Origin of the sequence: Tahibacter soli, assembly GCF_025717065.2 — a bacterium.
Classification (GTDB): domain Bacteria; phylum Pseudomonadota; class Gammaproteobacteria; order Xanthomonadales; family Rhodanobacteraceae; genus Tahibacter; species Tahibacter soli.
Genome location: NZ_JAOVZO020000019.1, coordinates 1 through 26,512, shown reverse-complemented (window position 1 = coordinate 26,512; position 26,512 = coordinate 1). Strand labels below are relative to the sequence as shown.

General features: G+C 69.4%; 23 protein-coding genes and 1 other RNA gene. 16 read left to right on the top strand and 8 right to left on the bottom strand.

Going from position 1 to position 26,512, the window contains the following annotated elements; translation table 11 throughout:
* Positions 1-126: 126 nt before the first annotated feature.
* Together OD750_RS19270 and OD750_RS19265 are read left to right on the top strand one after the other, a co-directional pair.
* Positions 127-2,004, top strand: a complete 1,878-nt coding sequence (locus OD750_RS19270) for a hypothetical protein (protein WP_263541066.1) — start codon at positions 127-129, stop codon at positions 2,002-2,004.
* Between the two features lie 3 nt (positions 2,005-2,007).
* Positions 2,008-3,039, top strand: coding sequence for a glycosyltransferase family 2 protein (locus OD750_RS19265; RefSeq protein ID WP_336407568.1), 1,032 nt, complete (start codon positions 2,008-2,010; stop codon positions 3,037-3,039).
* Between the two features lie 374 nt (positions 3,040-3,413).
* On the opposite strand, the gene ettA is transcribed toward OD750_RS19265, so the two are convergent.
* Positions 3,414-5,075, bottom strand: coding sequence for an energy-dependent translational throttle protein EttA (gene ettA / locus OD750_RS19260; RefSeq protein WP_263541068.1), 1,662 nt, complete (start codon positions 5,073-5,075; stop codon positions 3,414-3,416).
* A gap of 91 nt (positions 5,076-5,166) precedes the next feature.
* Positions 5,167-7,380 (bottom strand): tetratricopeptide repeat protein, encoded by a 2,214-nt coding sequence (locus OD750_RS19255; protein ID WP_263541069.1) that lies wholly within the window; start codon positions 7,378-7,380, stop codon positions 5,167-5,169.
* A 136-nt stretch (positions 7,381-7,516) separates the two neighbouring features.
* On the opposite strand from OD750_RS19255, the gene glyA reads away from it, so the two are divergent.
* The 12 genes from glyA (at position 7,517) to OD750_RS19195 (ending at position 18,046) form a co-directional block, all read left to right on the top strand.
* Entirely contained in the window at positions 7,517-8,770 is a 1,254-nt protein-coding gene (gene glyA, locus OD750_RS19250; RefSeq protein ID WP_263541070.1) for a serine hydroxymethyltransferase, read from the top strand.
* A 37-nt stretch (positions 8,771-8,807) separates the two neighbouring features.
* Positions 8,808-9,335 (top strand): transcriptional regulator NrdR, encoded by a 528-nt coding sequence (nrdR, locus tag OD750_RS19245; RefSeq protein ID WP_263541071.1) that lies wholly within the window; start codon positions 8,808-8,810, stop codon positions 9,333-9,335.
* 23 nt (positions 9,336-9,358) lie between these two features.
* A complete protein-coding gene (ribD, locus tag OD750_RS19240; protein ID WP_263541154.1) occupies positions 9,359-10,411 on the top strand; it encodes a bifunctional diaminohydroxyphosphoribosylaminopyrimidine deaminase/5-amino-6-(5-phosphoribosylamino)uracil reductase RibD in 1,053 nt (350 codons plus the stop codon).
* Entirely contained in the window at positions 10,411-11,007 is a 597-nt protein-coding gene (locus tag OD750_RS19235) for a riboflavin synthase (RefSeq protein ID WP_263541072.1), read from the top strand. Before ribD ends, OD750_RS19235 begins: the two co-directional genes overlap by 1 nt.
* On the top strand, positions 11,007-12,113 hold the full coding sequence (gene ribB, locus OD750_RS19230) for a 3,4-dihydroxy-2-butanone-4-phosphate synthase (RefSeq protein WP_263541073.1): 1,107 nt from the start codon (positions 11,007-11,009) through the stop codon (positions 12,111-12,113). The genes OD750_RS19235 and ribB overlap by 1 nt, the downstream gene beginning before the upstream one ends.
* A 34-nt stretch (positions 12,114-12,147) precedes the next feature.
* The gene (gene ribH / locus OD750_RS19225) at positions 12,148-12,612 is read left to right on the top strand and encodes a 6,7-dimethyl-8-ribityllumazine synthase (RefSeq protein ID WP_263541074.1); all 465 of its coding nucleotides are present in this window, start codon (positions 12,148-12,150) and stop codon (positions 12,610-12,612) included.
* A complete protein-coding gene (nusB, locus tag OD750_RS19220; RefSeq protein WP_263541075.1) occupies positions 12,609-13,064 on the top strand; it encodes a transcription antitermination factor NusB in 456 nt (151 codons plus the stop codon). The genes ribH and nusB overlap by 4 nt, the downstream gene beginning before the upstream one ends.
* A complete protein-coding gene (gene thiL / locus OD750_RS19215) occupies positions 13,064-14,020 on the top strand; it encodes a thiamine-phosphate kinase (RefSeq protein WP_263541076.1) in 957 nt (318 codons plus the stop codon). The genes nusB and thiL overlap by 1 nt, the downstream gene beginning before the upstream one ends.
* On the top strand, positions 14,017-14,505 hold the full coding sequence (locus OD750_RS19210; RefSeq protein ID WP_263541077.1) for a phosphatidylglycerophosphatase A family protein: 489 nt from the start codon (positions 14,017-14,019) through the stop codon (positions 14,503-14,505). The genes thiL and OD750_RS19210 overlap by 4 nt, the downstream gene beginning before the upstream one ends.
* A gap of 79 nt (positions 14,506-14,584) precedes the next feature.
* Complete coding sequence (locus OD750_RS19205; protein WP_263541078.1) at positions 14,585-14,977, top strand: BlaI/MecI/CopY family transcriptional regulator; 393 nt, start codon at positions 14,585-14,587, stop codon at positions 14,975-14,977.
* On the top strand, positions 14,977-16,515 hold the full coding sequence (locus OD750_RS19200) for a M56 family metallopeptidase (protein ID WP_263541079.1): 1,539 nt from the start codon (positions 14,977-14,979) through the stop codon (positions 16,513-16,515). The genes OD750_RS19205 and OD750_RS19200 overlap by 1 nt, the downstream gene beginning before the upstream one ends.
* Positions 16,516-16,552: 37 nt before the next feature.
* Positions 16,553-18,046 carry a serine hydrolase gene (locus OD750_RS19195; RefSeq protein ID WP_263541080.1) on the top strand — a complete coding sequence of 498 codons (1,494 nt, stop codon included), beginning with the start codon at positions 16,553-16,555 and terminating at the stop codon, positions 18,044-18,046.
* Between the two features lie 5 nt (positions 18,047-18,051).
* Here the strand turns inward: OD750_RS19195 and OD750_RS19190 are convergent, their stop codons facing one another.
* From OD750_RS19190 to OD750_RS19170, 5 genes are read right to left on the bottom strand one after another with little or no spacing between them, the layout of a single operon-like run.
* On the bottom strand, positions 18,052-18,849 hold the full coding sequence (locus tag OD750_RS19190) for an SGNH/GDSL hydrolase family protein (RefSeq protein ID WP_263541081.1): 798 nt from the start codon (positions 18,847-18,849) through the stop codon (positions 18,052-18,054).
* A gap of 6 nt (positions 18,850-18,855) precedes the next feature.
* Positions 18,856-20,235: an FAD-binding oxidoreductase gene (locus OD750_RS19185; protein WP_263541082.1), complete on the bottom strand. Its 1,380-nt coding sequence runs from the start codon at positions 20,233-20,235 to the stop codon at positions 18,856-18,858.
* Positions 20,232-20,822 carry a BON domain-containing protein gene (locus OD750_RS19180; RefSeq protein ID WP_263541083.1) on the bottom strand — a complete coding sequence of 197 codons (591 nt, stop codon included), beginning with the start codon at positions 20,820-20,822 and terminating at the stop codon, positions 20,232-20,234. The genes OD750_RS19185 and OD750_RS19180 overlap by 4 nt, the downstream gene beginning before the upstream one ends.
* A gap of 4 nt (positions 20,823-20,826) precedes the next feature.
* Positions 20,827-21,189 carry a YraN family protein gene (locus OD750_RS19175; RefSeq protein WP_263541084.1) on the bottom strand — a complete coding sequence of 121 codons (363 nt, stop codon included), beginning with the start codon at positions 21,187-21,189 and terminating at the stop codon, positions 20,827-20,829.
* A 10-nt stretch (positions 21,190-21,199) separates the two neighbouring features.
* A complete protein-coding gene (locus OD750_RS19170; RefSeq protein ID WP_263541085.1) occupies positions 21,200-22,969 on the bottom strand; it encodes a penicillin-binding protein activator in 1,770 nt (589 codons plus the stop codon).
* Between the two features lie 83 nt (positions 22,970-23,052).
* On the opposite strand from OD750_RS19170, the gene rsmI reads away from it, so the two are divergent.
* Complete coding sequence (rsmI, locus tag OD750_RS19165) at positions 23,053-23,877, top strand: 16S rRNA (cytidine(1402)-2'-O)-methyltransferase (protein ID WP_263541086.1); 825 nt, start codon at positions 23,053-23,055, stop codon at positions 23,875-23,877.
* Positions 23,878-23,908: 31 nt separating this feature from the next.
* Positions 23,909-24,288, top strand: an RNA gene (rnpB, locus tag OD750_RS19160) — RNase P RNA component class A.
* Between the two features lie 600 nt (positions 24,289-24,888).
* Here rnpB and OD750_RS19155 read toward each other — a convergent pair.
* A complete protein-coding gene (locus OD750_RS19155) occupies positions 24,889-26,040 on the bottom strand; it encodes an IS30 family transposase (protein ID WP_263540908.1) in 1,152 nt (383 codons plus the stop codon).
* Positions 26,041-26,512: the final 472 nt, after the last annotated feature.

The window sequence follows — 26,512 nt, the reverse complement described above, 5'->3', positions numbered from 1 at the left end:
CCTGCAACAGACGCTTCGGCGCAGGGGACAAACGACGGCGGATGCGTCCGCCCGTCGATCACCGCATACGCGTCGCCTGTCGGGGGTACTCCCGGCGGGGCGACGGCCGCGCAACAAGGTTACACGATGAGCAGCAACGTACAGTTCCAGTATTCCTTCGACGCCACGCCGCAGCCGTTGCAGCGCCCGGTCGTGCGGCCCGATCCGAACGCGCCGCTGTTCGCGTCGGAAGACGCGCTGGTCGCCTCGTTGTCGAACAACGAGTGCATTTTCCAGGTCAAGCGGACCGGCGACGCGCACGTCATGACGTTCCAGGTTCTGCAGGCGCTCGACCAGTGCCGCGACTTCCGCACGCTGGACGAGCATGTCGCGCGCGTACAGACGACGATACCGGGCCTGGAAAACCAGCGCGACGCGGTCAAGACCGTGCTCGAAAGCCTCGTCGACCGCGAGCTGCTCGTGTCGGACGATCTCTTCGTCAGCCGCCTGAGCGACGGTCGCGCCGCGCGCGCGTCCAAGCCGCTGCGCGCCGCGTTCATCCGCGCATGCGACCGGCCGGCGCAGCTCGACCGGCTGCTCGCGTCGCTCGCCGACTACGAACGCCGCTTCCGCAGCGCGCGTCATTACGTCGTGCTCGACGATTCGTCGACCGAGGCGAGCATCGATCGCCACCGCGACCTCGTGCGCGAATTCGCGCGCACGACCGGCTGCAAGGTCACCTTCATCGGTCCGGCCGAGCGCCAGCGCCTCGCCGACAAGCTCGCCAAGGCGCTGCCGGCGGCGCGTGCGGCGATCGACAGCCTGCTGCTGCCGCAGCCCGGCGCGACGAACTTCGGCGGCGGTCGCAGCTGGAACCTCGCGCTGCTGCTGTCGGCCGGCGACCGCTTCGTGATGTTCGACGACGATCACCGTCTGCCGCTCAAGCGCCACGAGCTCGCCGCGAGCGGTCTCGACCTCGCGCCATCGCGCGGCGCGTTCGCGCGCTTCTTCCGCAACATGGAAGAGGCGCTTGGTGCCGGCGAGGAAATCGACGCCGATCCGTTCGCCCTGCACCTGGACGCCTGCGGTTCCGGTATCGGCGATCTCGTCGCGCGCGACGCATACAAGCTCGACCGCGAATCGCTGCGCGGCCTGCCGCTCTCGCGCCTGACGCACCTGGCGCCCGACGCGCGGGTGCTCGCGACGATGCACGGCACCTACGGCAGCGCGCGTTCGGAAAGCGCGGCGTGGTTGTACCAGCTCGATGCCGAAGGCCGTGCCGATTTCACCGCCAGCCGCGAGGCGTATCTCGCCAACGTCGAGGCGCAGCACCTGTGGCACGGCACGCGCCAGGCGCGGCTGTCGAGCATCGCGTGGTTCACGCCGTTCGCGTTCGACAACAGCGAACTGCTGCCGTGCACGAACCCGCTCGGCCGCGGCGAAGACGCGCTGTTCTCGGCCGCCGCGCACTTCTGCCATCCCGACGCGCTCGTGCTCGAACTGCCGGTCGCCATCGGCCACGTGCAGGAACAGTCGCGCCGCCGTTCGCAGCGTTCGCTGCAGGCGTCGACGCCGCGCCTGAACCACTTCGCGACCGACTACATCCAGCGCCAGTTCGGCGCGTTTCTCGCGAGCGATCCGGCGCAGCGCCTGCATCTGCTGGCCGGCATCTTCCGCGACCTCGCCGGTGCCGACGAGGCGCGGCGCGTCACGCACCTGCGCGAATACCTCAACTACGTGCGCGCCGACGCGATCGAACGCCTGCAGCAGCAGTTCGAAGCGGCGGCGAACGACTCGCCGATCTACTGGCAGGCCGACGTGCGCAGCATCATCGACGCGAACGGTCGCGCGCTGATCGCCAAGGGCGCGCCGCGCCTGGCCGACTGGTCCGACGACATCGACCCGGCCGGCTGCGCCGCCGCGCTCGCGCGCGAGTTCAACGGCCTCGCCGACCAGTTCGACGCGTGGCCCGCGCTGTGGTCGTACGCGCGCGAGCAGGGCGAGCGTCTGCTGGCCGGCGTGTAGCGTGTGTCGACGCTGACGACGGTGATCGTGGTCGCCGCCGACAGCGGCGACGGCATCGCCGACTGCGCCGCGCGCGTGCTCGCCAGCACCGTCGACGTCGAATTCATCGTTTCCGACAATGCGTCGTCCGACGGCAGCGTCGCGCGCCTCGCCGAACGCTACGCGCACGAGCCGCGCGTGCGCATCGTCGAGAACGGCGCGAATCTCGGCTTCGGTCCCGGCGTCAATCGCGCGCTCGCCAAGGCGAACGGCGATGCGGTGCTCGTGCTCAATCCCGATTGCCTGATCGAACCCGACACGATCGCGCGCCTGTGCGCGCTGCTTGCCGCGCGACCGGGCGCGGGACTGATCGGCGTGCGCGTCGTGGACGAAAACGGCGTCGACGAGCCGGCGTCGCGGCGTCGCGATCCGACGCTTGCACGCAGCCTCGCGAGCCTTACGGGCCTCGCGCGTTTCGAATCACGCTGGCCGCGGCTCGCGGGCGTCAACAGCCCTGCGGCGCCGGCCGAGGCCGACGTCGCGGTCGAAGCGGTTTCCGGCGCGCTGATGTTCCTGCCGCGCGCGCTGATGGACGCGCTCGGCGGCTTCGACGAAGGCTATTTCTTGCATTGTGAAGACCTCGACCTGTGCCGCCGCGTGCGCGACGCGGGCCGCGAGGTCGTGTATGCGGGAACGATCCGCGTCGTGCACGGCAAGGGCGGATCGAGCCGGCGCCGGCCGGTATTCGTCGCGTGGCACAAGCACCGCGGCATGTGGCGATGGTTCGCGAAGTTCGATCGCGCGGCGGGCAATCCGTTCGTGCGCGGCATCGTGTGGCTCGGGTTGTGGGCGCGTTTCGCGCTGCTGTTGCCGGGGCTGTGGTGGCGCGGGGTGTGGGCGCGCAGGCGCGCGCGGGGGCTGGCTGACGCGCTTTGCTCGTCTTTTCGCTCGTCGCTTCGCTCGTCTTTTCGCTCGTCGCTTCGCTCGTCTTTTCGCTCGTCGCTTCGCTCGCCTTTTCGCTCGTCATCCCAGCGAAAGCTGGGATCCAGCCTTTGATCTCCGCCTTTCGCTCGTCATCCCGGCGTAGGCCGGGATCCAGCTCCTAATCCTTGGCCGCGGTCTACGGGCATCCTGCCCTCCGACTCCGCGAGATCGCTCCGGGGTTCGTTGAAGGGCCATCCATGGCCCTGCAACGAACTCGCGCGCTTCCTGCGCGCGACCCTGCGGGCTCTCCTCCGCAATCTCGCCGCGACCAACGGGGCCCCGGGTGAAGCGGGCGGCTTCCTGCCGCCAGAAGCAACTGCCAAAGCCAATGCCGAAGCCCGAGGCAATGCCAATGCCCAACCGGCGGTTTATGCTTATCCCCGCTTTTGCGGGGATGACCGTTCCTTCCCGTGCGCGACGAATCCCGCCATCGCCGCTTCCACGCATCACGCCAATTTCTTGTACCGCATCCGATGCGGCTTCGCCGCTTCGTCGCCGAGGCGGCGCTTCTTGTCTTCCTCGTACTCGCGGTAGTTGCCGGTGAAGAACTCGACGTGCGAGTCGCCTTCGAACGCGAGGATGTGCGTCGCGATGCGGTCGAGGAACCAGCGGTCGTGCGAAATCACCATCGCGCAACCCGGGAACTCGAGCAGCGCTTCTTCGAGCGCGCGCAGCGTTTCGACGTCGAGGTCGTTCGACGGTTCGTCGAGCAGCAGCACGTTGCCGCCCTGCATCAGCGTCTTGGCGAGGTGCAGTCGGCCCCGTTCGCCGCCCGAGAGCGAGCCGACGAGCTTCTGCTGGTCCTGGCCCTTGAAGTTGAAGCGGCCGATGTACGCGCGCGACGGCGTCTGATACTTGCCGACCGTGATCATGTCGGCGCCGCCGGACACTTCCTGCCACACGTTCTTCGTGCCGTCGAGCTTGTCGCGCGACTGGTCGACGTACGCCATCTGCACGGTCTGGCCGATGACGATCTCGCCCTTGTCCGGTTTTTCCTGGCCGGTGATCATCTTGAAGAAGGTCGACTTGCCCGCGCCGTTCGGACCGATGATGCCGACGATCGCGCCGGGCGGCACCTTGAACGACAGGTCGTCGATCAGCAGGCGATCGGCGAACGCCTTCGAAACGCCCTTGAACTCGACCACCATGTCGCCCAGGCGCTCGCCCGGCGGAATGTAGATCTCGTTCGTTTCGTTGCGCTGCTGGTATTCGACCGAGTTCAGTTCCTCGAAGCGGTTCAGGCGCGCCTTGCCCTTCGACTGGCGGCCCTTGGCGCCCTGGCGCACCCATTCGAGTTCGCGCTGGATCGCCTTCTGGCGCGATTTTTCGGACGCTTCTTCCTGCTTCAGGCGCGCGTCCTTCTGTTCCAGCCACGACGAGTAGTTGCCCTTCCACGGAATGCCGCGGCCCCGGTCGAGTTCAAGAATCCACTCTGCGGCGTTGTCCAGGAAGTAGCGGTCGTGGGTGACCGCGACGACGGTGCCGGGGAAGTCGTGCAGGAAGTTTTCCAGCCACTCGACCGATTCGGCGTCCAGATGGTTGGTCGGCTCGTCGAGCAGCAGCATGTCGGGCTTGGACAGCAGCAGGCGGCACAGCGCGACGCGGCGCTTTTCGCCGCCCGAGAGGTTGCCGACCTTCGCGTCCCAGTCCGGCAGGCGCAGCGCGTCGGCGGCCACTTCGAGCTGGCGCTCGAGCGTGTGCGCGTCGGTCACCGCGAGAATGTTTTCGAGGCGCTGCTGTTCGGCGGCGAGCTTGTCGAAGTCGGCGCCTTCCTCGCCGTACGCGGCGTATACCTCGTCCAGGCGCTGCTGCGCGTGCAGGATGTCCGACACGCCTTCCTCGACCGATTCGCGCACGGTCTTTTCCGGATCGAGCTGCGGTTCCTGCGGCAGGTAGCCGATCTTGAGGTCCGGCTGCGGGCGCGCCTCGCCGTTGAAGTCGGTATCGACGCCGGCCATGATGCGCAGCACCGTCGACTTGCCCGAGCCGTTGAGGCCCAGGAGGCCGATCTTCGCCCCGGGGAAGAACGACAGCGAGATGTCCTTGATGATCTCGCGCTTCGGGGGCACGACCTTGCTCACCCCGATCATGGTGTAGATGTATTGCATGGGACGACGTATCCGGTAGGCGGAAAGACCGCCGATTATCGTCGATGCGCGTCCCGCGGGCCAGCGCGCGGCGCGCGCCGGCCCGGTGCCGTCAGGCCGGCGGCTGCGCCTGTTCCAGGAACCGCGCGAACGCCTCGGCGACGCCCGCGTCGTCGAACAGCGCGGCCTTGCCGCTCGCGATGCGCTCGACCGCCGCACGGCGCGCCTGCGCGTCGTTGCACAGCCGTACCGCGATCGCGACGTAGTCGTCCTCGTCGCGCGCGACGAGGTCGTCCGCGCCGGCCTGCCGCAGCATCGCGGCGGTCTGGCGTCCGCGCATGCACGGCCCCGGCAGCGTGACGATCGGCAGCTCGCGCGCAAGGCATTCGAAGCCGGTGATGCCGCCGGAAAAATCCATCGAGTCGAGCAGCACGTCGACGTCGCCCAGCGCCGCATCGAACGCGTCGGGCGCCAGCAGCGGATGTACCGTCAAACGTTGCGGATCGACCCCGGCCGCCGCGAGCGCGCGCGTCAGCCGCTCGCGCAGGCCGTCGGCGACGAACGTCGGCAGGCCGCAGTACACGGACAGCCGCGTATTCGGGCACTGCGCGAGAATGCGCGCCCACAGCGCGTCGTAGCGCGGCGCGAGCTTCGCGGCGTTCTGCACGCAGGCGAGTTCGATCGTCTCGCGGTCGCGGAACGGCGAGACGGCAACCTGCGGCGCCGCAAACGTCGTGCCGAGACGCGGCAGGCGCACGAGGCGTTCGACGTAGTGCGTGTCGGCATCGGACGGTTCCATCGCGTCGGCCGACAGGAAATAGTCGATCGCCGTCGAACCCGTCGTGACCGGGTGGCCCCACGCCGCCGCCTGCACCGGCGCGAGGCGCAGCGCGGTCAGCGCGTTCATGATCGGATGCATGCCGATGTCGAGATACACGAGCACGTCGAGATCGCTCGCGGCGATGCGCGCGGCCCATTCGGCGAGCGGCAGATCGCCGTCGACGAAGACGTCGGCGCGTTCGCGCCACTGCGCGGTGACGGCGTCGGGGCGCGGCGACGGATAGAACGCGACGATCTCGAACGCGTCGCGCGGCAGCGCCGCGACCATCGGCAAAAACACCTTGCTGACCGAATGCGCGTGCAGATGCGGCGACACGATGCCGATGCGGCGGCGCGTGCGCGTCACGGGCGCGACCGCGCGTTCGTGCGCGGCAAGACCCAGCGCCTCGACGAGCAGGCGCGTCGCCCGCGCGTTCGCGCGGTGCTCGTCGACGAGCGGTTCGGGGCGATAGGTGAGGTAGTAGTTGCTGACGCTGTCGAGCACCGCCTCGGCCCACGCCGCGGCGGCGCCGCGTTCGTTCGCGCGCGTCATGAACGCCGCCATGCCGTCGCGCCATTGCGCCGGATACGCGTCGCGTTCTTCTTCGGTGTCGAACGCGACCCGCGACGGCAGCTGGAACGACAGCCAATGCGCGAGGAGATGCCGCGGATCGCGTTCGACCACGGCGCGCGCGACGTCCTTCGCCTCGGCGTAGCGGTATGCCTGAGCCAGCGCGCTGACGAGCAGCATCGCCACGTCGTCGTTCGTCGGATCGAGCGCCGCGGCGTCGCGGCAGGCGGTCACCTTCGCTTCGGGCGAAACCGTCGGGGCCTGCACCGCGACGCGCGCCAGCAGCGATGCGAGCTGCGCATCGGCCGGGCGCAACGCGCGCGCGCGCGTCATTGCCTGGATCGCGTCTTCGACGTTGCCGAGCGCGGCCAGCGTGGCGCCGAGATTGGCCCACGCGGCGGCCGACTTCGGGTCGCGCCGCGACGCCGCCGACAGATGGATGCGCGCGGCGACGTAACGGTCGACGCGCAGCGCCGCGATGCCGAGCGAATAGCGGTGCGCGCCGATGCCGGGCATGAGCCGTTCGGCCTGCGCGAACGCCTGTTCGGCGATGCTGGCCTTGCCGTCGAGCGCCGCGGCCTGGCCGGCGATCCAGTGCATGTTCGCGTCGCGCGGCGCGAGCTCCAGCGCCTGCGCGATCAGCGGCCTGGCGCGCGCGGCGTGGCCGGCTTCGGCGTAGACGAGGCCGAGCTCGGCGTGTCCCTGCGCGATCGACGCATCGAGCCTGCGCGCGGTTTCGAGCGCGCTCGCGGCCTGCGCGAGGTCTCCGCGCAACCGCAGCAGATGACCGAGCAGCACGTAGGCGATGGCCGCCTCGGGTTCGGCCTGGATCAGCGCGCGTACCGCATTTTCGGCATCGGCGGGCTTGCCGCCGCCGAGCAGGCCGTAGGCGCGGGCAACTTCGTTGTTGACGAGAGTGGGATTGACGACGCTCATGCGAACTCCTAAGCCCGGGCGCGCCAATTCGCCGAATGCGGCGGCGCCTGAGGGGTCTGACAACCAGGTGTTATGGGACTTTCGACTCGTGAAACCGTAGAATTTACGGTCTCTTTCCCGACCCGGCGCCCTTCCTATGTTCAAACATGATATGCGCATCCGCGGCTACGACGACACCCTGGCCGACGCCATCGCGGCCGAAGGGCAGCGCCAGGAAGACCACGTGGAGCTCATCGCCTCGGAAAACTACGCCAGTCCGCGCGTGCTCGAGGCGCAGGGCACCAAGCTCACGAACAAGTACGCCGAAGGCTATCCGGGCAAGCGCTACTACGGCGGTTGCGAATTTGTGGACATTGCCGAAAAGCTCGCCATCGACCGCGTCAAGCAGCTGTTCGGCGCCGACTACGCGAACGTGCAGCCGCATTCGGGCTCGCAGGCCAACGCCGCCGTGTACTTCGCGCTGCTCAACCCGGGCGACACCGTGCTCGGCATGAACCTCGCCCACGGCGGCCATCTCACGCACGGCGCCAAGGCGAACTTCAGCGGCCGCCTGTTCAACATCGTGCCCTACGGCATCGACCTCGCCACCGGCAGGATCGACTACGACGACATGCAGCGCCTGGCGACCGAGCACAAGCCGAAGATGATCATCGGCGGCTTCAGCGCCTACTCGCAGGTGGTCGACTGGGCGCGCATGGCACAAATCGCCAAGTCGGTCGGCGCGTACTTCATGGTCGACATGGCGCACGTCGCCGGTCTCGTCGCCGCGGGCGTCTACCCCAATCCCGTGCCGCATGCCGACGTCGTGACGTCGACGACGCACAAGACGCTGCGCGGCCCGCGCGGCGGCATCATTCTCGCCAAGGCGAACGAAGAGCTCGAAAAGAAATTCCAGTCGCTGGTGTTCCCGGGTACGCAGGGCGGCCCGCTGATGCACGTGATCGCGGCGAAGGCCGTCGCGTTCAAGGAAGCGCTCGAACCCGAGTTCACGACGTACCAGCAGCAGGTCGTGAAGAACGCCAAGGCCATGGCCGCGGCGATCCAGGCGCGCGGCTACCGCATCGTGTCGGGCGGCACCGAGAACCATCTCATGCTGATCGACCTGATCGGCCGCGACGTGACCGGCAAGGACGCCGAAGCGGCGCTCGGCAAGGCGCACATCACGGTCAACAAGAACGCCGTGCCGAACGATCCGCGCTCGCCGTTCGTGACGTCGGGCGTGCGCATCGGCACGCCGGCCGTGACCACGCGCGGCTACGGCGAGGCCGAGTGCACCGATCTCGCCAACTGGCTGTGCGACGTGCTCGACGCGCCGAACGACGACGCGGTGCTCGCGCGCGTGCGCGACGCCGTGACTGCACAATGCCGCGCTTTCCCCGTGTATGGATGATCACAAAGGGAACGCCGGCGGGTAGTATCGACACATCATGCATTGCCCGTTCTGCCAGCACGAAGACACGCGCGTAATCGATTCGCGCCTGACCGAGGACGGTTCCACGGTCAGGCGCCGGCGCGAGTGTCCCGCGTGCGGCGAACGGTTCAACACGTTCGAAACGGCCGAGATCAAGCTGCCGCACGTCGTCAAGAGCGACGGGCGGCGCGAGGCGTTCGACGAGCACAAGCTCAAGAGCGGCGTCGAGCGCGCTTTGCAGAAGCGGCCCGTGCCGAGCGACGCCGTCGACGAGGTCGTGCGCAACATCCTGCGCCTCCTGCGCCAGGTGAACGAGCGCGAAGTGCCGTCGCGCCGCATCGGCGAATGGGTCATGGACGAGCTGCGCCGCATCGATTCGGTCGCCTACGTGCGCTTCGCCTCGGTCTATCGCCGCTTCGCCGACGTGCAGGCGTTCCGCGAGGAAATCGAAAAACTCGAACGCGACCTGCCGGTGCTCGAAGGCCTGCAGCTGCCGCTGCTCGGCAACACCACGCCGCCGCCGCCGTCGCGCAAGAAATCCTGATGAGCGGGCTCGATCACGCGATGATGGCGCGCGCGCTGCGTCTGGCCGAGCGCGGTCTGTATACGACGATGCCGAACCCGCGGGTCGGCTGTGTCATCGCGCAGGGCGAGCGCGTCGTCGGCGAGGGCTGGCACCGGCGCACCGGCGAGCCGCATGCCGAAGTGTTCGCGCTGCGCGAAGCCGGCGACGCCGCGCGCGGTGCGACCGCCTACGTCACGCTCGAGCCGTGCGCGCACCACGGCCGCACGCCGCCGTGCGCCGACGCGCTGATCGCCGCCGGCGTCGCGCGCGTCGTCGCGGCGATCGAAGACCCGTTCCCGGCCGTCGCCGGCACCGGCCTTGCGCGGCTGCGCGACGCCGGCGTCGCGGTCGAGCACGGCGTGCTCGCCGATGCCGCGCGCGAACTCAACCGCGGCTTTCTGTCGCGCGTGCAGCGCGGCCGGCCGTGGGTGCGCGTAAAACTCGCGATGAGCCTGGACGGCCGCACCGCGCTCGCGAACGGCGCGTCGAAATGGATCACCGGCGAGGCCGCGCGCGCCGACGTGCAGCGCTGGCGCGCGCGGTCGAGCGCGATCCTCACCGGCGTCGGCACCGTGCTCGCGGACGATCCCCAGCTGACCGTGCGACTGCCCGACGGCATCGACTTCGCGCCGCCGCTGCGCGTCGTGCTCGACCGCGCCGCGCGCACGCCGGCCGCCGCGCGCGTGCGCGACGCGAGCGCGCCGACACTGATCGTGCACGGCCGCGGCGCCTCGGTTCCCGGCGTTGAAACGCTCGCCGTCGCCGCAACGGCAGGGCGGCTCGACCTCGACGCTACCCTGCGTGCGCTCGCGCAGCGCGGCCTCAACGAAGTGCAGGTCGAGGCCGGGCCGACGCTGTCCGGCGCGCTCGTCGCGGCCGGGCTCGTCGACGAGCTGCTGCTGTACGTCGCGCCGACGCTGCTCGGCGACGCCGGCCGGCCGCTCGTGGGCCTGCCGCGCATCGACGACATGCGCATGCGCCGGAATCTCGCGGTGGTTGAACAACGGCAGGTCGGCCACGATATCCGCCTGTTGTTGCGGCCAGGAAACGCCTGATGTTCACCGGAATCATCCAGTCCGTCGGCCGCGTGCGCGCGCTCGAGCCGGTCGGCGGCGATACGCGTCTCGTCGTCGACGCGGGCGATCTCGACCTCGCGGACGTCGCGCTCGGCGACAGCATCGCCGTCGGCGGCGTGTGTCTCACGGCCGTCGCGCTCGATGCCGCCGGCTTCGCCGCCGACGTTTCGACCGAAACCCTGTCGCGCACGACGCTCGGCGCACTCGTCGCCGGCAGCCGCGTCAATCTCGAAAAGGCGCTGCGCCTCGCCGACCGCCTCGGCGGGCATCTCGTGTCGGGCCACGTCGACGGCGTCGGCCGCGTCGTGTCGGTGACGCCGGACGCGCGGTCGCAGCGCTGGGTGTTCGAAGCGCCGAAGGAACTCGCGCGCTACATCGCCGCGAAGGGCTCCGTCGCGATCAACGGCGTCAGCCTCACCGTGAACGAAGTCGACGGCGCGCGCTTCGGCGTCAACCTCATTCCGCACACCGTGGAAAAAACCACTTTTTCCGACCTCGCTCCCGGCGCCGCCGTGAACATCGAGGTCGACATGGTCGCGCGTTACGTCGAGCGGCTGCAGCAGGGAACTATCTGATGAGCTTCGACACCATCCCCGACATCATCGAGGACATCCGCGCCGGCCGCATGGTCGTCATTCTCGACGACGAAGACCGCGAGAACGAAGGCGACGTGATCATGGCCGCCGAAAAAGTGCGGCCCGAAGACATCAACTTCATGGTGCGCGAGGCGCGCGGGCTCGTATGCCTGTCGCTGACGCCGCAGCGCTGCCGCCAGCTGGGCCTGAAGCCGATGGTCGTCGACAACACGTCGCCGCACCACACCAATTTCACGGTGTCGATCGAGGCGGCCGAAGGCGTCACGACCGGCATCTCCGCGTACGACCGCGCGCACACCGTGCGCACCGCCGTGCGCCCGGACGCGCGCGCGCACGACCTGACGCAGCCGGGCCACATCTTTCCGCTGACGACGCAGCCGGGCGGCGTGCTGACGCGCGCGGGCCACACCGAGGCCGCGACCGATCTCGCGGCGCTCGCGGGCCTCGAACCCGCCGGCGTGCTCGTCGAAGTGCTCAACGACGACGGTACGATGGCGCGCAGGCCGCAGCTCGAAGCGTTCGCGAAAAAGCACGGCCTGCGCATCGGCACGATCGCCGACCTGATCCGCTATCGCCTCGAAACCGAAAAAACCGTCGAGCGCGTGCACGACGAAACCGTCGACACCGAGTTCGGCGCGTTCCGCCTCGTCGCGTATCGCGACCTGCTCTCGCGCTCGCTGCACTTCGCGCTCGCGCGCGGCGCGATCGACGACGGCGCGCCGGTGCTCACGCGGGTGCATGTGCGCAACACGCTGAGCGACGTGCTGCACCTCACGCGCGACGACCTCGGCCTGACCGTGACGGCCGCGCTGCGCCGCATCGCCGACGCCGATCGCGGCGTCGTGCTCGTGCTGGCCGAGCCGGAAGACGCCGCCGCGGTGCTCGATCGACTGACGCGGCGCGTGCGCGCGACGGCCAAGGCCGACGCGAAAACCGACGCCGTGCAGGAATGGCGCCGCCACGGCCTCGGCGCGCAGATCCTGATGGACCTGGGCGTCAGGCGCCTGACCGTGCTCGGCCCCGCGCGGCGCCTCGTCGGGCTCGCCGGGTTCGGCCTCGAAGTGGTCGGGCATCAAGTCGGGTAAACTAGCGGCCCCCGTTCAACCGCGCGGCCCTCCCATGCCCGAGATTTCCGGCGACCTGCGCGTCGCCGCCGACCGGCGTTTCGCGATCGTCGCGAGCCGCTGGAACCCCCGCATCGTCGATCCGCTCGTCGCGGGCGCGCAGCGCGTGCTGCGCGAACACGGCGCGAGCGACGCGGCGATCGACGTCGTGCGCGTGCCCGGCGCGTGGGAACTGCCCGTCGCGGTCGCGCGGCTGGCGAGCAAGGGCGGCTACGCCGGCATCCTCGTGCTCGGCTGCGTCGTGCGCGGCGATACGCGCCACTACGAACACGTCGCCGACGGCTGCGCGCAGGGCCTCATGCGCGTCGCGCTCGACCACGGCGTGCCGGTGCTGAACGGCGTGCTGGCGGTCGAGATGTACGCCGACGCCGAAGCGCGCGCCGGCGGCGCGCACGGCAACAAAGGCGAAGACATCGCGCTCGCCGCTGTGGAAATGGCTGATTTGTGGAGCAAGCTGTGAATTCGTCGCGCAAACCCGAAGGTGTGGATCTCCAGGCGCGCTCGCGCGCACGTCGCCGCGCGCTGCAGGCGCTGTACGCGTGGCAGCTGTCCGGCAGCGCGATCGGCACGGTGATCGACCAGTTCCGCCACGAGCAGGACATGGAAGTCGCCGACCTCGAATACTTCGAAGACCTCGTGCGCGGCGTGGAATCGCACTGCGCCGAACTCGACGCGGGCCTCTTGCCGTTTCTCGGCCGCGAAGTCGCGCAGGTCGACCCGATCGAACGCGCCGCGCTGCGCCTGGGCGCCTACGAGCTTCGGTATCGCATCGACGTGCCGTATCGCGTCGTCATCAACGAGGCGATCGAAACGACCAAGCGCTTCGGCGCCGACCACGGCCACACCTACGTCAACGGCGTGCTCGACAAGCTCGCGGGCCAGTGGCGCACGACGGAATACCGCGGGCGCTGATGCGCGAATTCGCGCTGATCGATGAAATCCGGTCGCGCGTTTCAAACACGCGCGACGATGTCGTCCTCGGCATCGGCGACGACGCGGCGATACTTGCGCCGCGGCCCGGCCACGAACTCGTCGTTTCGACCGACACGCTCGTCTCCGGCGTGCATTTTCCGCCGAACACCGCAGCGTTCGACGTCGGCTGGAAGGCGCTCGCGGTGAACCTTTCCGATCTCGCGGCGATGGGCGCCGAGCCCGCGTGGGTCACGCTCGCGCTGACCTTGCCCGAGGGTTCGCCCGAATGGCCGCTCGCGTTCGTCGACGGCTTCGCGGCGCTCGCGGCCGAACATCGCGTCGCGCTCGTCGGCGGCGACACTACGCGCGGTCCGCTCGCTATCACGGTCGCCGTGCACGGCTTCGTGCCGCGCGGCACCGCGTTGCGACGCGACGGCGCGAGCGCGGGCGACGCCATTTTCGTCAGCGGCACGCTCGGCGACGCGGCGGCGGGCCTAGCCGTCGTTCTCGCCGACGCGTTCGCGTCGCGGCCCGAACGCGCGGCTCTGCGCGCGCGGCTGGACCGTCCGACGCCGCGGGTCGCGCTCGGCCTCGCGCTGCGCGGCGTCGCGTCCGCCTGCATCGACGTTTCCGACGGCCTAGCCGCCGACCTCGGCCACGTCGCGCGGCGCAGCGGCGTCGGTGCGACGGTCGACGTTGACGCATTGCCCGCGTCCGACGCGCTGCGCGCCTGCGCCGACCCCGATCGCCGGCGCGACTGGCAGCTGCGCGGCGGCGACGACTACGAACTGTGCTTCACCGTGCCGGACGATCGCGTCGCCGACGCCGAGCGCGCGGCGGCGCAGGCCGGCGTGCCGATCGCGCGCATCGGCACGGTCACGAAACGCCCCGGTCTCGTCGACGCCGGCGGCGATGCGCTCGCGCCCGACCGCGCCGGCTGGGATCATTTCGCGTGAGCCTCGACGCCGCGCAGCGCCGCGCGCTGCTCGCGCACCCGGCCGGCTGGATCGCGACCGGTTTCGGCGCGGGCCTCGCGCCGGTCGCGCCGGGCACGGTCGGTTCCGCCGTCGCGCTGATTCCGTATTGGCTGTGGCTGCGCGACCTGCCGCTCGCCGGCTATTTCGTCGCGGTCGCGCTCGTGTTCGCGCTCGGCATCGCGGCGTCGCGCATCGTCGTGGCGCGAACCGGCGTGCAGGATCCGGGTTTCGTCGTCGTCGACGAATTCGTCGGGCAGTGGCTCGCGCTCGCATTGGCGCCTCCCGCGTGGTGGTGGATTCTTGTCGGTTTTATTCTTTTTCGCATCTTCGACGTGTGGAAACCGTGGCCCGTCTCGTGGGCCGACCGCAACGTGCACGGCGGTCTCGGCGTCATGCTCGACGATGCGCTGGCGGGCGTCATGGCCGGTGCCGTGCTCGCAGCCGTCGCGCACGTCGTTCCGTAGCTACTAAATAAATAGTTGACGTGCCGCCGGCGTCGCGCCTACGATGCCGCGCATCAACTAACGAATACGTAGAAGCGCCATGGCCAGACCTCCCTCGACGACGCTGACGAAGTCGGAGCACGCGATACTCGATGTGCTGTGGCACAAGGGCGAAGCCTCGGTGCGCGACGTCGCGGACGAATTGTCCAGGCACAAGCCGGCGGCCTACACCACGGTGCTGACGATGCTCGGCGTGCTGCACAAGAAGGGGCTCGTCACGCACCGCCAGGACGGGCGCGCCTTCATCTATCGCGCGGCGATCACGCGCGAACAGGCGCGCAAGCGCGCGTTGAGCGAGCTGCTGGCGCAGTTCTTCGACGGCTCGCCGAACGTGCTGGCGCAGCACCTCGTCGCCGAGCACGAGATCGATCGCGCGGAACTCGAGGCGCTGCGGCGCAAGGTCGACGCCGCCGGCGCGAAGGGGAAATCGTGATGCAAAGCCTGATCGACGCGGCGCTCTCCCTGGCGTTTCATCATCTTCTCGTCAGCGCCTTGCTGTTCGCAGCGGCGCTGCTGCTGTCGCGCGTGAGCGCGCTCGGCGCCGAATGGCGTTCGTGGCTGCTGCTGGCGATCTTTCTGACTGCCGCGCTGTCGCCGCTCGCGATCTTCGTGCCCGGCGCGTCGACGCTGGCGCCGGCGATCGCGTCGTCCGCGCCGGCGCTCGAGCCGTTGCCGGGCGAGGGCGCGACCGTCGACGAAGCGGTGTACGACGCCGGTTATCGCCGCGACATGGTGCATCTCGACGTTCCGCGTTCGCCGTGGACGCTGGTCGTGCTGACATGGTCCGTCGGCATCCTCGTGCAACTGACTCGGCTGTTCGATGGCTGGGCGCTCGCCCGGCGCCTGCGCCGCCGCGCGCATCCGGCGCCGGCGCTCGAGGCCGAACTTGCGGACGTGCTGCCGCGCCGCGCGCGCATCGCGACCACCGCGACCGACGGGCCGATGGTGGTCGGCCTGCTGCACCCCTGCATCCTGATTCCGCGCGCCGTCGCGGACGGGCTCGAAGCCGGCATCCTGCGCGACGTGCTGCGGCACGAGATCGCGCACATCCGGCGCGGCGATCTGTGGCTGGCCGCGCTCGTGCGCCTCGCGCTGGCCGTTTTCTGGTGGAGTCCGTTCCTGCGCCTCATCGAGCGGCGGCTGGAACTCGCGCGCGAAATGGCCTGCGACGAACGCGCCGCGCACGCGAGCGGCGTGCGTGTCGGCTACGCCGCGTCGCTGCTGACGATGGCGGAAACCTTGCCGGTCGCCGACGCACAGGCGATGCCGCTCGCCGCCGGCATCTTCGCGCGTCGCAGCCAGCTCGCGCGCCGCATCGACGGTCTGCTCGACGACGAGACCGAGGTGTCGCCGCAGCGTCGCCGCGCAGCGGTCGCACTGTGTTCCGGTCTGCTCGTCGCGTTCGCGGGCGTTGCCGTCGCCACATCTCCATCGGTCGATTTCTCGGCATGGACCACGCCCGCCACCGACACGCAGGCCGCGGCACTGCTCGCCGCGGCGCGCAGCGGCGACGACGAAGCCCTGCGCCGGCTCGTTCGCGACGGCGCCGACGTCGACGCGCGCGTGCTCGACGAAGGCACGGCGATGATCCAGGCGATCCGCGCGGGCAGGTCCGGCACCGTCGACACGCTGCTCGACCTCGGTGCCGATCCGAACCGCGCGTCGCTCGGCGAAGGCAATCCGCTGATCGTCGCGGCGCAGCTTGGGCACGACGCGATCGTCGAGCGTCTCATCAGGGCCGGCGCGGACGTCGATCGCGTCGTGACCTACGACGAGACGCCGCTGATCAACGCGGCGCGCGAGGGCCATCTCTCGACGGTGCGGCGCCTCGTCGCGCACGGCGCCGACGTCAATCTCGGCGTCGTCGCCGACGGCTGGCTCGGGCGCTGGCGATCGCCGCTGAACCAGGCGCGCGATCCCGCCGTGCGTGCCTGGCTCGCCGCCCACGGCGCGGTCGCCGGCCGGCCCTGAGCGGCCGAACATTCCGCTAGTCCACCAAGGAACCGACATGACGACGAAACGACGCGGCCGCTGGGCCGCGCTGGCGGGCGCGTGCGCGCTCGCCGCAAGCCTCGCGACGGCGCAGACGCCGCCGGCCACCGACGGTGCGACAAACGCCGCCGCCGCGGCGACGAGCATCGCCGCGAACATCGACGCCTATCTGCAGGCCGCCGTCCGCGACGCGCATTTTTCCGGCTCGGTGCTGGTCGCGCGCGACGGCGTGCCGCTGTTCGATGCCAGCTACGGCCTCGCGAACATCGAGACCGGCACGCCGAACACGCCTTCCACGATCTTCCGCATCGCATCGCTGACCAAGCAGTTCACCGCGATGGCGATCCTGCAACTCGAAGAGCAGGGCAAGCTGAAGGTCGACGACCCTATCTGCCGGTATCTCGCCGACTGCCCGAAATCATGGCGGCCGATCACGCTGCACCATCTGCTGACGCATACGTCGGGCATCAGAAACTTTTCCAGTCTGCCGGACTGGGACGAAGACCTCGGGCTCCGGCGGTACCGGCGCGACGAACTCGTCGATCTGGTCCGCGGCCTGCCGCTCGAGTTCACTCCGGGAGAAAAGCACAAGTACAGCAATTCCGGCTATCACCTGCTCGGGCTCGCGATCGAGCGCGCGTCGGGCAAGACCTACGCGCAGTACCTGCATGACGCGATCTTCGCGCCGCTCGGCATGCTGCACACCGCGTACACCGAAAACCGCGAACTCGTGCCGGGCCGCGCGACCGGTTACTACTCGCGCGGCACGCGGTTCGTCGGCGCGCCGTTCGTCGATCCGACCGCCAGCTACGCCGCCGGCGGCCTGACCTCGACGACCGGCGACCTTCTGCGCTGGGATCAGGCGCTCTACGCCGACACGCTCGTCTCGCGCGCATCGCGCGAGCGGATGTTCACCGCGTTCAAGGACGGCTACGCGTACGGCTGGCGAATCGGCGAGGCGTACGGCCGGCGCACGACGGAGCACAGCGGCAGCCTCAACGGGTTCTCGTCGTATCTGCTGCGCTTTCCCGACGCGCGCGTGACCGTGATCGTGCTCGGCAACAGCGACCGCATGTCCGCCGGCCGGGCCGGCAGGGATCTCGCCGCGATCGTATTCGGCGCGCCGTACGCGCAGCCTGCGCGGTCGGCGCGCGACGTGCTCTGGACGACGATCGTCGACAAGGACGCGGCGGCGGCGATCGCGCAGTACCAGGCGCTCGCGCGCGCCAAGCCCGACGATCCGGGCTTGAACGAAAACATGCTGCTGCACCTCGGCTACGACCTCTTCGAGGATCGCCGGCTCGATGCCGCCGCGGCGATCTTCGACTTCACGCTCGCGACGTTCCCGACCTCGTCGGGCAGCTACGACGGCATGGCCGAAATCGCGCTGGATCGCGGCGACAGGAACAAGGCCGCGGCGTTGTTCAAGCGCGCCGTCGCGCTCGATGCGGACGACGACTACGCCACATACCGGCTCGCCCGCCTGAAACGCGGCGGCAAGGCGGACTGACGTGCTCAGCGCGGGGCGATCGCGTCGATCAGTTCGCCGAGTTTCTCGGCCGACAGCGCGACCGGCTGCGGCTCGGGCAGCGGCAGGTTCTGATTTTCGACCGTGCGCATCGCATACAAATACGTCGACGCCGGCAGCACGCTGATGCGCGCGTCTAGGCCCGCGCGCCGCGGCTCGCGGCCGTAGATTTCGCGGTACAGCGCACACGCGACGAGCACCGAGGCGTCGAGCGTCGGATGAAACTGCTCGTCGGCGTAGACCGCGCCCGGCGGGCGCTTCGCCGCGAGCGCGGCGAGCGCCGGCCCCGGATCGACCGCGCGCGCCCGGGTTTCGACCGCAAGCTCGCGCAGGCCTTCGGAGAGGCGATGCTGCCAGCGCTCTTCCGGCGTCCAGGTGCCGAGCAGCAACGGCCTGACGCCGCGCTCGCGCGCGAGGCGGACGAAGCGGTCGTGCGCGTTGCGCAGTTCGCGGCAGCTGTCGCCGGGCGCCGCGCGCTGGTCGGCGATGCACGCGATGCGGCCGCCGCGTTCCTGCAGCACGAGCACGTCCCAGTGCTCGTCGCGCAAGAGGCGCTGCACGTAGCCGTCGCGCCAGCGCTCGGCGATCGTGCCGCCGCCGGTGGCGACCAGTTGCACGTCGACTTCCGACTCGCCGCTCGCGCGCGCGACCGCGGCCAGGAGCTGCGGCAGGTTGTTCGTGTAGCTCAGGCTGTTGCCGACCATCAGGATGCGCCGCGGCGTGTCGGCCGCGAACGCGGTGCCGGCGGCGGCGAGCATCGTCACTGCAATCAGAAAACGTTTCATACTTTCTTAGTCCGGCAAGAGCTTGCCCGGGTTGAGCAGACCGTCGGGATCGAACTGCGCCTTGATCCGTCGCATCAGCGCGAGCGACGTCGCGTCGAGCGCGCGCGGCAGGAACTCGCGCTTGACGAGGCCGATGCCGTGTTCGCCCGACAGCGTGCCGCCGAGCGCGAGCACGAGATCGAACACCGCCGCGAGACAGTCCGGCGCCGCCGCGGCCTGCGCCGCGTCCTCCGGACGATACAAGAGATTCACGTGGATGTTGCCGTTGCCGGCGTGGCCGAAATTGACGATCGGAATCGCATGGCGCGCGGAAATGGCCTTCAAGCCGCCGATCAGTTCCGGCACGCGGCTGACCGGTACCACCACGTCTTCGTTGATCTTCATCGGCGCGATCGAGCGCAGCGCCGGCGACAATGCCTTGCGCGCGGCCCATAGCGCGTCGGCCTCGGCCGCGTCGTTCGCCGCGACGAGTTCGATGAGCCCTTCGCCGCGCGCCGCGCGCGCGATCGCGTCGACCGATGCGGCGAGCGTATCCGGCTCGCCGTCGGCTTCGATCAGCAGCATCGCGCCGGCGACGGGAATCGCGTCGCCGCCGTGCGCGCGAGCCAGGCGCAGCGCCTCGTCGTCGAGAAACTCGAGCGCGCACGGCACGACCGGCTGCGCCATGATGCGCGAAACGGCGAGCGCCGCGCTTTGTATCGTCGTATACGTTGCGCGCAGCAGCCGCCTGGCGCCCGGCAGCGGCGTGAGTTTCAGCGTGGCCTCGGTGATCAGCGCGAGCGTGCCTTCGGCGCCGATCAGGAGGCGCGTGAGGTCGTAGCCGGTCGCGCCCTTCGTCGTACGGTAGCCGCAGCGAAAATCCTCGCCGGTGCCCGCGACCGCGCGCAGGCCGAGCGTGTTCTCGCGCGGCGCGCCGTACTTCACGGCGCGCGGTCCGGCCGAATTGCACGCGAGATTGCCGCCGATCGTGCAGTACGGACTCGACGTCGGATCGGGCGGCCAGAAAAAGCCGTGCGGCGCGAGCGCGGCCTGCAGCGCGCCGTTGAGCACGCCGGGTTCGACGACCGCGAGACGGTTCGCGGGATCGATCTCGACGATGCGGTTCATGCGCTCGAACGACACGACCACACCGCCGGCGACCGGCACCGTCGCGCCGGTGGTGTTCGTGCCGCGTCCGCGCGCGACGATCGGCACGCCCAGCCTGCGGCACGCGGCCACGAGCGCGACCACCTCGTCGTGCGCCGTGGGAAACACGACGGCGTCCGGCGCGGCCTGCCGGCGCGAGTTGTCGTAGCCGTAGACGAGCGTTTCCGCCGGATCGACGCTGTACGCGCCGGCGGCGAAGATGCCGGCGAGGGCGTCGCGCAGGCCGGCGCTCGCGTTCATTCGTCGCGGTACTCCAGCACGCGCACGACTTTCTCGACGCCGGCGACATTGCGCACGACCTCGACCACGCGCTCGGCTTCCTCGCGCGTGAGCACGCCCATGAGATACACGGTGCGGTGTACCGTCGTGAGGTTCACGCGCGTGGGATCGAAGCCGGGCAGGTCGACGATGTCGAGCAGCGCGGTCTTCACGTGCGCGGTGATCGTGTTGTCGCGGCGGCGCGACCAGAAGCCTTCCGGCTCGCGCACCTCGATGTCGTTGACGGTGCGGCGCACGCCTTCGAAGCCCGCGGTGCGGCCCTCGGCGCGTTCCTTCAGTTCCGGCGTGCGCACTTCGCCGGTCAAGAGCATCACGCCGTTGTACACCGTGATCGATACGTTGTTCTCGAGCGCGAGCTCTTTATCTTTGTTCAAATTGTCGTAGGCCGACAACTGGATGTTGCGATCGTCCATGACGGTGCGGAAGCTGCGGCGGTCGTGCGCGGCGCCCGCGCCCGCCGCCGCGCCGCCGACGACCGCGGCGAAGCAGCCGCCGAGCAGCGGCAGCGCGGCGAGTGCGAACAGGGCGTTGCGTAAGCATCGTTTCATCGAATCAGCTCCCAGCGTCGAAGGCGTTGCGCAACCACTCGAACGTCGGATTGTGCGGACCGCCGCTGAACGCGACGATATCGAAGCGGCACGGCGCGCGCGCGAACGCCGGATGCGCCGCCAGAAATTCGCGCGCGGTTTTCACCAGCTTGCCGCGCTTGGCCGCCGCGACCGACTCGATGCCGTCGCCGTGCATGCCGTCGCCGCGAAAGCGTACCTCGACGAAGACGATGCCGCCGTCGCGATCGCGCATGACGAGGTCGAGCTCGCCGTGGCGGCAGTGCCAGTTGCGCACGATCAGGGTCAGGCCGCGGCGGACGAGTTCCGCCAACGCGGCGTCTTCCCAGACCGCGCCGATCGCCTTCATCGCGGATGCGTCAAAACTGGCCGATCAGGCCGGACGCCGGCCGCGCGACGCCGTTCTCGAAGCGCGCCCAGATCATCAGCCGATGCACGCGGCCGAACGCGTCGGACGCGAGCTGGCCGGTCGCGCCGGGCAGATAGCTGTCGGGATGCGTGCCGAGCCAGTCCATGTACGGCAACAGCGAATAGGCGTCGAGGCCGAGCGCGAACAGGCGCGCGCCGCCGCCGCGCGCCGAGTCGATGCCGCGTGCGATCTCCTCACGGCGCGGCAGGCCGGCCGTCGCGTCGAACAGCCACGGCGCGTCGCAGAATTCGAGGCCGTCGAGGTCGCGGTCGAGGCCGGCGTTCAACGTGCCGGAGTACACGTGCGAACTCGCATACACCGGCAGCGTGATGCCGGCGAGCTTGAGCTGCGGCAGCAACAGCCGCGCCTGCTGCGGGCGCATGCTGATGAAGATGGCGGCGTTGCTGGCGGTCTGAAACGCGCCGACCGACTGGCGGATCAGCGGCGCGTAGTTGATGTCGCCCTCGCGCACGCGAGATTCGCCGACGATCGCGCCGCCGAGGCTTTCGAACTGCGCACGGAACGCGAGCGACGCGCGCTCGGCCCAGTCGTCGGTCGCCGCGATCACGACGGCTTCCTTGATACCGAGCGACACCATTCGCTCGGCCGCCTGCGCGCCTTCGGCGTCGGGCAGGAGGCCGAACGCGATGCTGCCCGGCGGCGGCGTCTGGCCGTTGTCGGCCTGGTTCAGCGCGAGCACCGGCACCGGCAGGCGGCCCTGGTCGAACAGCAGGCTCACGGCGTCGCGCGTCAGCGGCCCGACGACGCGGTCGGCGCCGGCCTGCACCGCGCGCTGATACGCCGCGAGCGCGTCCTGCGCCGACGTGCCGGCGTCGTACACACGCACCTCGCCGCGTTCGGGCGCGGGGTTCGCGTCGTTGAACCACGCGGCGAAAAAGCCGTCGCGTATCGCCGCGGCGGCGTTCTTGAGCGAGCCGCTCGCGGGCAGCAGCAGCGCGATGTGTTTCGTCGCCGCGTAGCCTTCGCGCCGCTCGCCGTTCGCCTCGAGCGTGCCGACCGGACGGCTCGGGCGCATCGTCACGAGCGGCAGCACCTGGCCCTGCTTGCGCAGCGCGCGTTCGATCCACGGGCGCAGCGCGTCGTCGGGCTGCAGCTGTCCGGCGCGTTCCTTGAGCGTCGCCGAATCGAGCGCGGCCAGCGTGTCGACGATCTGCTGGCGGTTCTGCTCGCGGTCGGGGCCTTCGAGCGACCGGTCGAGCGCCGCGCGCGTGCGCGCCGCGCCGTACGCGTCTCCGCTCTCGGCCTGCGCGCGCGCGGTGAGTTCGAGGCGCCGCACGGCGAGCGCCGGCGGCAGGTTCGTATCGGGCACCGCGAGCAGCGCGAGCGCCTGCGCGTGATCCTTGCGCGCCAGCGCGATCTCGGCTTCGAGGAGGTCGAAGCGGAATGCCTCGTCGACCGCCAGACGTTTGCGCTTGACGCCGTCGAGCGCGTCGACCGCGGCGGCGAGATCGCCTTCCTCGCGGAACGCCTCGGCCGCGCGCAGGCGAAAGTGCGCGCGCTGGCTCGAATTGCTCTGCGCGAGCGCGAGATACGCCTGCGCCGCCGCGTTGAATTCGCCGCGCTGATACAGCTCGTCGGCGCTCGCCGAGGGCACGGCCGTGCCCGGGCCGCCGCCGGTCGTGACGCAGCCCGCGGCCAGCGTCATCGTCGCGAGCAGCAGCACGGCAGGCAGGCGCCGCAGCGCGTTCGTCATACGCATCGTCCACTCCGATCTCGAACCCGCAAGTCCTGCGATGATAGCGGATCGCGCCGGCCTCCTCGTGCCGGCGGCAGGAGCCAGACATGGACAAACAGCCCGGACGCCTGTGGGTGGTGGCGACGCCGATCGGCAACCTCGACGACGTCACCGCGCGCGCGCAGGCCGTGCTGCGCGACGCCGACCTCATCTGCGCCGAAGACACGCGCCACAGCGCGCCGCTGCTCGCCCGTCTCGGCGTCGCCACGCGTACGGTCGCGCTGCACGAACACAACGAGCGCGACGAAGCGCAGCGGCTCGTCGCGCGACTGCAGGCCGGCGAGCGCATCGCGCTGATCAGCGACGCCGGCACGCCGCTCGTGAGCGACCCGGGCTTTCGTCTCGTGCGCGCGGCGCGCGAGGCCGGCATCGCCGTATCGCCGGTGCCCGGCGCCTGCGCGGCGATCGCGGCGTTGTCGGTCGCGGGCCTGCCGAGCGACCGGTTCGTCTTCGAAGGCTTTCTGCCGGCCAAGAGCGGCGCGCGGCGCGAGCGTCTGGGCGAACTCGCCGGTGACGCGCGCACGCTCGTGTTCTACGAATCGAGCCATCGCATCGCCGAATCGCTCGCCGACATGGCCGCGGTATTCGGCGCGACGCGCCCCGCGGTCGTCGCGCGCGAGCTGACGAAGCTGTACGAAACCGTGCTCGACGGCCCGCTCGGCGAACTCGTCGAACGCGTGAACGGCGATGCGAATCAGCAGCGCGGCGAGTTCGTGGTGCTGGTGGCGGGGCGGCCGGAAGAAGAAGACGGCAAGCTCGCCGAAGGGCGGCGCGTCTTCGCGCTGCTGCGCGAGGAACTGCCGCCGGCGCGCGCGGCGAAACTCGCGGCAGCGATCACCGGGGCGCCGCGCAAGGCGTTGTACGAGGCGTGAGACCCGCCGATCGCGTATGATCCGCGGTTGCGAAGTCGGCCGGACAGTCGCGGGGCAGCGATGCCGCGAGGAAAGTCCGGGCTCCGCAGGGCAGGGTGCCAGGTAACGCCTGGGCGGCGCAAGCCGACGGAAAGTGCAACAGAGAGCAGACAGCCGATGGCCCCGCAAGGGGATCAGGTGATGGTGAAACGGTGCGGTAAGAGCGCACCGCGTGCGGGGACAACGCCGCACGGCACGGCAAACCCCACCCGGAGCAAGACCGAATAGGGAAGCAATGACGTTGCCCGCGTCGCTTCCGGGTTGGTCGCTTGAGCGCACCGGCGACGGTGCGCCTAGAGGAATGACTGTCGCGCGCGCTTTGCTTCTGGCGAAGCGGGCGAACAGGACCCGGCTTACAGGCCGGCTTCGCACTCGATACGCTGCGCCGGGCTCTTTGCTCGGCGCCATACTCGCTCGTCTATTCGGCTCGTCACCCCGGCGAAAGCTGGGGTCCCGCTCTTGACGTTGCTTTTCGCTTTGTAGTTTCCGCTCGGCTTTCAACAAAGCGTTCCGCTCGCTGCCGCGAGCGGGCAGGGAGAGGTTGCTTGCCCAACCCCTCCCAGCACCCTCCAAGGGCACCCCGACGGCCGCGGTTTGCGGGCATCCATGCCCGCAAACTTCGCGAGATCGCTCCGGGGTTCGTTGATGGGCCATCCATGGCCCGTCAACGAACGGCGCACATCCTGTGCGCACCCGCTGCGTGGGCTTTTCCTCCGCGATCTCGCCGCGGCCGACGGGGCCCCGGGTAGAGCGGGCGGCTTCCTGCCGCCAGAAGCAACAACAACATCAACATCAACAGCCGAAGCGCGGCGTCCCTTAGCTCGTCATTCCAGCGAAAGCTGGAATCCAGCTTTTGGACGCCAAGAGCAACAGCAACGGTTGGATTCCAGCTTGCGCTGGAATGACAAACCATTTGCACGGCCCATCTACAAAGCCGTCATACCGGCGAAGGCCGGGGGTGGTCTCAACCGGTCATTGCAACGCCTGTGCGAGTTTAAAAGCAGGCGTTCTGAATGCCAGCGTCTCTCGTGGACGTTGGTTCAGTCGTCGCGAAATCGCGTCGAGTTGAGTCTGTGTAAAGAGCGATAAATCGGCCTTGCGCGGCAAGTATTGGCGCAATAGCCCATTGGTGTTTTCGTTGGATCCGCGTTGCCACGGACTGCGGGGATCGCAAAAGTATACCGCCATGTCGGTGGCGAGAGTGAAGCGGGCATGGGCGGTCATTTCCGCACCACGGTCCCAAGTCAGCGAACCTCTGAGGGTTGCCGGCAAGCGCTTCATGCGACGAGCAAGGGCACGCACCACGGTCTGCGTGTCCTTGCCGGCCAGCTTGACCAGCATCACAAAACGAGAGTGGCGCTCCACCAGGGTACCGACATAGCTGTTGTTCGCCCCGCAGATCAAATCGCCTTCCCAGTGTCCTGGTACTGCCCGATCTTCGATCTGTGCGGGACGCTCGCTGATCGAAACCGCATCGGGAATCTGTCCTCGACCTTGCGGCACACGCTCGGCGTTGCGTGAGCGGCGCAGTTGTCGCTGTGATCGCAGATGCGTCATCAACTCCTTTTTCAGCGCGCCCCGCGCCTGAATGAACAAGGATCGGTAGATCGTCTCGTGCGACACACGCTGCTCCGGCTCATGCGGATGCTCAAGCTTAAGCCATTGGGCAATCTGGTTCGGCGACCAATCCTGTCGCAGCTTTGAGGCAACCTGATGCCGTAGTCGATGTGAGCGCGCCAGACGGCACACCTTCGGACGACGAGCCCGCTGCCACGCTCGCTCGTCGGCCAGCACCGCGCGATAACCCTGGCGTCCGCCGTGACGACCCACTTCGCGACTGATCGTGCTCGTTGGCCGGCCCAACTCGCACGCGATCTGTCGGAATGAGTCACCGGCAACAAGCCCTCGCGAAATGTGTTCGCGATCATGCAATGTCAGCGTACGGGCCGAGCGGCGCGACGCCATCGGCGCCACGCCACCGCGTGCTTTGACCAGATCCGTCACCGACGAGGCGTTGCGCGACAGTCCTCGGGCAATCTGCCGCAACGACTCACCGGCGCGAAATCGGCGCCAAACCTCCTGTCGCTCCGCTTGACTCAAGGTGCGTGACCGCGACCTCTCCATGCCTTCTCTCCGATCGAAACAACATGCCTATGTTGCATCGACCGGTTGAGACCACCGGTATCCAGCTTCTATGCTCGGTTTTCGCCGACACCGAAAAGCTGGATACCGGCCTTCGCCGGTATGACGAGCAAAGAGACGCCAGAGCTCGCAGCGTTTGGCGCAATACAACTGCTCGCTGCGGTCGTCGCAGCCTGGCACCGTGCTCAGGCCGTCAAGGACTGCGCAAGTTCGATAAAACCGAATCCTTGACGCCCCCCGCCGCTCGTCATTCCAGCGCAAGCTGGAATCCAGTTTTTGGGCGTCAAGAGCAACAGCAACGGCTGGATTCCAGCTTGCGCTGGAATGACGAGCCAAGAGAGAAGCCGAAGCTCGCAGCGTTTGGCGCAATACAAAGCTCGCTGCGGTCGTCGCAGCCTAGCACCGTGCTCAGGCCGTCAAGGACTGCGCAAGTTCGATAAAACCGAATCCTTGA